Origin of the sequence: Paenibacillus sp. NRS-1782, assembly GCF_050467685.1 — a bacterium.
Lineage (GTDB): Bacteria > Bacillota > Bacilli > Paenibacillales > Paenibacillaceae > Paenibacillus > Paenibacillus terrae_A.
This window is the reverse complement of record NZ_JBITPH010000064.1, coordinates 44,204-50,588: the sequence shown is the minus strand read 5'-3', so window position 1 is coordinate 50,588 and position 6,385 is coordinate 44,204. Positions and strand designations below refer to the sequence as shown.

7 protein-coding genes and 1 CRISPR repeat array are annotated in these 6,385 nt (G+C 40.0%); of the genes, 3 read left to right on the top strand and 4 right to left on the bottom strand.

What is annotated here, in order from left to right; all coding sequences use genetic code 11:
• Positions 1 to 55: 55 nt before the first annotated feature.
• Positions 56 to 1,584: direct repeats of the CRISPR family, unit length 32 nt; unit sequence ATTTCAATCCACGCACTCATATAGAGTGCGAC.
• A 364-nt stretch (positions 1,585 to 1,948) separates the two neighbouring features.
• On the top strand, positions 1,949 to 2,437 hold the full coding sequence (locus ACIFQM_RS23200) for a hypothetical protein (RefSeq protein WP_430040874.1): 489 nt from the start codon (positions 1,949 to 1,951) through the stop codon (positions 2,435 to 2,437).
• Here the strand turns inward: ACIFQM_RS23200 and ACIFQM_RS23195 are convergent.
• The 3 genes from ACIFQM_RS23195 to ACIFQM_RS23185 all read right to left on the bottom strand — a co-directional run bounded on the left by ACIFQM_RS23195 (position 2,391) and on the right by ACIFQM_RS23185 (position 3,797).
• Positions 2,391 to 2,798 (bottom strand): hypothetical protein, encoded by a 408-nt coding sequence (locus tag ACIFQM_RS23195; RefSeq protein WP_430040873.1) that lies wholly within the window; start codon positions 2,796 to 2,798, stop codon positions 2,391 to 2,393. The genes ACIFQM_RS23200 and ACIFQM_RS23195 overlap by 47 nt on opposite strands.
• A gap of 150 nt (positions 2,799 to 2,948) precedes the next feature.
• Complete coding sequence (locus ACIFQM_RS23190) at positions 2,949 to 3,062, bottom strand: putative holin-like toxin (RefSeq protein ID WP_223264084.1); 114 nt, start codon at positions 3,060 to 3,062, stop codon at positions 2,949 to 2,951.
• An 84-nt stretch (positions 3,063 to 3,146) separates the two neighbouring features.
• Positions 3,147 to 3,797, bottom strand: coding sequence for a hypothetical protein (locus ACIFQM_RS23185; RefSeq protein WP_430040872.1), 651 nt, complete (start codon positions 3,795 to 3,797; stop codon positions 3,147 to 3,149).
• A 172-nt stretch (positions 3,798 to 3,969) separates the two neighbouring features.
• Here ACIFQM_RS23185 and ACIFQM_RS23180 point away from each other — a divergent pair, with 172 nt between their 5' ends.
• Positions 3,970 to 4,185: a helix-turn-helix domain-containing protein gene (locus tag ACIFQM_RS23180; protein WP_014282582.1), complete on the top strand. Its 216-nt coding sequence runs from the start codon at positions 3,970 to 3,972 to the stop codon at positions 4,183 to 4,185.
• A 1,205-nt stretch (positions 4,186 to 5,390) separates the two neighbouring features.
• On the opposite strand, the gene ACIFQM_RS23175 is transcribed toward ACIFQM_RS23180, so the two are convergent.
• Positions 5,391 to 5,789, bottom strand: coding sequence for a hypothetical protein (locus tag ACIFQM_RS23175; RefSeq protein WP_430040870.1), 399 nt, complete (start codon positions 5,787 to 5,789; stop codon positions 5,391 to 5,393).
• Positions 5,790 to 5,949: 160 nt separating this feature from the next.
• On the opposite strand from ACIFQM_RS23175, the gene ACIFQM_RS23170 reads away from it, so the two are divergent.
• Positions 5,950 to 6,378, top strand: a complete 429-nt coding sequence (locus ACIFQM_RS23170; RefSeq protein ID WP_430040869.1) for a DUF4395 domain-containing protein — start codon at positions 5,950 to 5,952, stop codon at positions 6,376 to 6,378.
• Positions 6,379 to 6,385 lie beyond the last annotated feature (7 nt).

Below are 6,385 nucleotides of genomic sequence, written 5' to 3'. Positions count from 1 at the left end.
ACTCATATAGAGTGCGACTTTGCGAACATCCGCTGTCTCGCATTCCAGTATATAGATTTCAATCCACGCACTCATATAGAGTGCGACTCCTGACGGAACGGTTTGGGAATATGCTTTTGGAATTTCAATCCACGCACTCATATAGAGTGCGACATCATAATCACCACCATTTAATCAAATCTTTAACATATTTCAATCCACGCACTCATATAGAGTGCGACTTGGTCACTAACATCTTTCAAGTTATTTAAAATCTATTTCAATCCACGCACTCATATAGAGTGCGACGTGTAATCGCCTTGTTCGCCCATGTATTTATGGAAATTTCAATCCACGCACTCATATAGAGTGCGACCCGACGATCAATTGATTCGATTCATGCAGACCGTGATATTTCAATCCACGCACTCATATAGAGTGCGACTTTGCTATTATGTATTTTCCGATTGCTGAGGCATTAATTTCAATCCACGCACTCATATAGAGTGCGACTTGTTACTGCCGCTGATGCGTTTTGAATTACTGCTGATTTCAATCCACGCACTCATATAGAGTGCGACTTCCTCAGACGGCCGGGTATCTCCGCTCGGGTGATTGTGATTTCAATCCACGCACTCATATAGAGTGCGACTCTGCAATTCGATCGTTCAGCTGATTTATGGTTTATTTCAATCCACGCACTCATATAGAGTGCGACTTCACTACAACCAAGGTAAAAGTTACTCGACTAAAATTTCAATCCACGCACTCATATAGAGTGCGACTTTTTGTGGATCGAGGAAATGGCTGAATTTAAAAGTATTTCAATCCACGCACTCATATAGAGTGCGACGGATTAAAAAAGTTACTGTAAGTACGAAGGAGGAAATTTCAATCCACGCACTCATATAGAGTGCGACGTTGTCCGTTGGAATGATTTCAGCAGAACCGTCATAATTTCAATCCACGCACTCATATAGAGTGCGACCTTTGATCATTCCACCGTCAATAAAGTCGTCAGATAGATTTCAATCCACGCACTCATATAGAGTGCGACTTGACGTTGCTTGATACTCTTCAGGGAGGGGTAGATTTCAATCCACGCACTCATATAGAGTGCGACTCTAATTCTTTAAATGATAATGTTAAGAACTATGTAAATTTCAATCCACGCACTCATATAGAGTGCGACAACTGATGGCCTAGGATTTGATTCTAAGGATATATGGATTTCAATCCACGCACTCATATAGAGTGCGACAGAGTGCAGCAAGTTGTAATAAAAGTCATCCACGTAATTTCAATCCACGCACTCATATAGAGTGCGACGTTGGTCAAAAACCGCATCACATTTGGTCGCTATGTAATTTCAATCCACGCACTCATATAGAGTGCGACTCAAAGAGGTATCATAGATGCTACAGTTAAGCTAGAAATTTCAATCCACGCACTCATATAGAGTGCGACTGTAAGGTTGACAGCAACACGATCAGAGGTTCTGAGATTTCAATCCACGCACTCATATAGAGTGCGACCGACTGGATGGTACATCATCAGATCAATTGACACGTGTATTTCAATCCACGCACTCATATAGAGTGCGACAGCGAAAATGCAGTAATTCATACCCTAACGATATCAATTCCACACATTATCGTAAAAACTGATGCCCAATAAGCTTGAATCAACTATTGACTTTTAAGGTTAAATAGCCATTCCAACACTTTTCGACAAATTTCGAGGTGCGAAGGACCCGGGGTTTTCATGTGCGCTTGGGGTTCGCACCGAAGCGTCTTCTATATGATACCCTATTTTTAGTGAGCAGATCAATCAACTTAGTTTCGACACTGTTTTACCATAAAAACCCTACCATTTTCTTATTTATACGATATAATAAAAGATATGGATAGTTCTTTTGGACTACAGTCACATCGAATTATCCATAACATACATAAAAAGGGGAATACAGATGAAAAAACTTAGCGTATTTATGTTGGTATTATGTTGCTTTTCCATTTTGGCAGCCTGCTCTACTGATCCGGTTAAAAAAGATTTAATTACGTATATCAATGATGGGATGCTTCCCTTGGCAAAAGATGAAACAGCAGTAACTGACAAGTATGAAGCCATGACTAAAGATGATAACGCAGATGATCTAACACTATATAATACTTTAAATGATGAAATCATACCGGAATACAGCAAATTTGTCGAAAAAGTAGAAGCTGTAAAAACGGAAACTCCTGAGGTAAGAGCCCTTCACGAAATCTACATCAAGGCCGTTAATATCCAGAATGAAGCCATGATTACGATGGTAGATGCGTTGGATAAACAGGATCTGAACTTAGTCAATGAAAGTAACGCCAAGCTCAGCGAGAGTAGAAAGCTAAGCAGAGATTTTCAAGAACAACTCAACACACTTGCCAAAAAGCATGATGTGGAAATGAAAAAAAATTAAGATTTAAAGCTCCCATCAGGGGAGCTTTTTCTATATCCCTACCAATACTGGAAGCAAATAACCGCTTTACCCAATTCTCTATCATAAAATAAATAGACGGAATCTGCCCCGAACGCTTGAAAATAATATCCGGTAAAGGAACCGATATAGGTAAAAGTCTTGCCGCTGGCGCGTTTAGGTACATGAAGTAAGTTCGTCTAAAGTTCGGCTGTTCGAACTGGAGTAACTCTTCGATAGATTCACCATATTCCTTTATATAGCTTTGGGCCTCTTCGGACTGAAATGCGATATCATCCAATATACCGTTGATTTCAGTAAAACTCACTCCCCAACCGCTGGATTTCTTTTCCTCAAAAATCACGGGTGAGTTCTTCTACAGACTCTTTGGCATCAACCCTTTTTTCTTTTGTTGAATATCCACCTTATATATATCCTCCTCTATGTTGTATGGTCTATACCCATTTCATTGAATGGTAACAAACGGGTTTGAAATTCGCTATAAGTGGGCCGTCTACTTTCTGTTGTGTTGGTTCAATGCGATTAAGATGGTGACAATTAATCCGATCAACGCAACCAGCAGCGTACCGAACATCATCATTAATGTCAAAGCATCTTTAACCTCCACAGCCCTCACATCCTTTGCAGGAGACTAGCCAACTGCCCACCCAAGCCATTTTGTCGTTAGCGTAGCAACTACACCTATGGTTTGTTATGTACGGGCATACATTTTCTCTTCTACTCTTTCAATCGCTTGAATCAACGTCATGTGAGGGTCCTCATGCTTATACTGAATGGCCTGTTCGCCTGTACCGCCAGCATCACACCATTCCCAGTACATATGCACATCTACGGATTCCAGAAAATATACAGATAAGGCTTCGACCGGATTCATAGCATACATCGCCATAAAGGCTTTATTCGAGAGTTGCTCATAACGCAGGTATTCGTCTTTCATCAGGTAGAGTAGCTGCTGGATTGCCTGTTCATTCACATTGATGATACGACGGATGAACGCATTGCGTCTTTCAACGGTATTCAGTATGATTTGCATAGCATGACGAATCTGCACAGCTTCGGGACTGATTTTGAGCAGGTGAATTAAATCATTAGTGGTTAAATTAGGGTTCCAAGGAGCTGGCTCAATAATCCGTGTCCATGCATCGTTATGCCCTCTTTCAAAAACCTCAATCGCGTCCGAAACATTGACACCGATGGTTTTCCATTTTCGTTGAAGTGCATCCACAATATGATAATAGTGTAGCTCTGCTGCTCCCTGCTCTCCCTTTTCTTGCTCCCACACCTGATTCATGCGTACAATATCCTTGATCGCTTGCACATTCGCTTTCCGTTTTTCAGTCACAGGTATCATCCTCCATTGAAATTCTGGTAAAATAGCAATAGCAAAGCTAAGGGTATGTTCGTTACATCCCTTTGGGTTGGTAATATATTCGCATTGGCGAATAAATCGTATATGCATTATATTATTCGCATAAATGAATAATGTCAATGAGTTTTTAGGAGGTTTCTTTTTCTTGCTAAAATTAAATATAAGACTTAAAGAAGTGTTAAAAGAGCGCAATATGACACAAATGCAACTTTCGGAAAAATCAGGTGTTAATCAAGCGAGAATTTCACAGCTTTGTAAAAATGGGAGACAAGAAGTAAACTTGCTTATGCTTGAAAAGATCGCTCATGCTCTGGAGATCAAGGACATTTCCGTGCTAATGCAGTTTGAAGAAACAGAATAGCGTGGTTTGTGCATGTTAAGCGTAGGAATAGATTAAGGAGTCTGTTTTAAAACAGGCTTCTTTTTTGGTGTTCAGCTTTTTAGGGTGGTAGTCCGAGCAGTTCCACAACTATAAAAAAATTAGTTCATCAAGATGAGTCCATTAGCATTTTAACCAACACAAAAAAGGCTTGCCAAGTTCTACAGCAAACCTTTTTTATGTTTCAAAGAAAAATGAGGAACGTCATAGCTGTGATACATGTGTGGTATGAGAAATACGTGCTTTCAATTCACGTTCCTACATAAGGAGCGACTTGCGCACATTGGGTAAATGGGAGCTGCTCTGTAAGAAATTTCAATCCACGCTCCTACATAAGGAGCGACAGCACGCGTTACAAAGCCTTACCCAGCAAGGCTTTGTAAACGCTTTTTCGCGAATCTCTTTCCAACTCACCAATAAATGTTAAAAAATACACCTCGAAATCGCTGAATCCCTTATCTGGCGCGGGGTGCGAATGTCCTGGGGATTTCATGTGCGCTTGGGGTTCGCACCAAATTATAAGTCTAATTATCTTACCATACATCGCCCTCTAAGAAACGACGAACTTGCAGATGCGGGTATAGCGCCACAAGCTGAGTTAAAATTCAAAATTTCATTATAGGGAGCAACGCCCATCTGAACCCAACTTGATTTCATTTCAAAATGACCTCTCTGGCAATTTAATACTTTTTGTCAAGCTGCTCTTTTAGTTTTTCTAAATGCTTACTGAGCAATTCTATTTTTCTATGGAATAATTGATTTGTTTTTCTTATTTTGAAAAGGTAGATCAACGCACATGAACATATAAAAATATGAATAAAGCAGAACCAGTAGATCATGGTTACAGATATAGTCCAGGTCCCTATTAGAATCCTCTCCTTACTTCGATTTTGTTAGTTGGGTTGTTTCTGTTAAAATCTCATCCAAACGATGCATTGCTTTGTTTTTTTAAAAAATGTTAATGATAAATATAAGCGCAAAAATGAAGAGCAGAACTTCACTTCCTAAGAGAAAAAGTATAGACATTTCATGAAGAAATAATTCATTAATCATAGAATATACCTCCAATTTTAATTATATTTTACATATAAATATACAATACATTAATATCTAATGATGTTATACCATATTTTGGTAGTTAAAACATAAAAAAAGTTGCAGCATCTGCAATATTGTCTGCTTCTCTTTTATTTACTTTCAGTAGCGCCCGTTAGTTTTGCAAGTGAGGCCCCTAAATAACCTGCACGAACCAATTGATCATCCACAAAAAAGTACATGAGTCCGCTTTCCAGTCCCAATATCTTGGAATAATAGGCAATCGCCTCTTGATCTTCTTCCTCAACCTTCATATCTTCAGATGCCTTTACTTGCTCTTTACTCATCCCCCAGCCTACGTTGCGAAATGAAATTTTACCTTGATATCCCTTATTTTCAGACGCTACCGTCTCATGTACAGTTGAACTGGCGGAGCCTCCTGATGCATTTGAACTTGGAGCACTCTCTGTACTTGTGGTACCGCTCTTGGAAGTAGTACAGCCCGATAGAACGACTCCTGCTACGCATAAATATAACAATACCTTTTTCATAAACTGACCCCTTTACCGAATATATACCAAAACTTTACCATGTCTTTGGTAATGGGTCTATAGTGACAGTCATACAAGCCATTTTTCAGCTATCTATTCCCCAAGCATTACGTTATAATGATCTCAATTATTTTATTCCGATGTGAAAAGGATGATATATATGAATCAAGTTCCAGCCTCGATTCCGCGTCCGCTGGTCAGGACTAATCAATGGGTAATTGTGCTGTCTGTAGTCTTTACCTGGATTACAGGGGCGTATGGGGTGTTAGCTATTCCACTGGTTGCGGGGTTGCTTGGTGTGCTTTTCAACTTCAATCCGGTGATGCGTGTAGCCAAGCTATTTTTAAAGAAAAGCCCTTCCTCATATGTGCAGGAGGACCGGGGACAGCAAAGATTTAATCAGCTCCTTGCCGTCTTTTTTCTGCTGGTGGCTCTGGCAGGATTTACGTTCCAATGGAGTATTGTCGCTTATGTGTTCTCGGCGATGGTGCTGGTGGCGGCCTTGGTGGCTATTCTGGGCTTTTGTGTCGGATGCTTTATTCTCTACCAATGGTCCCAATATCAACATCGGAGAAGAAATCACGTATAGATTGCCT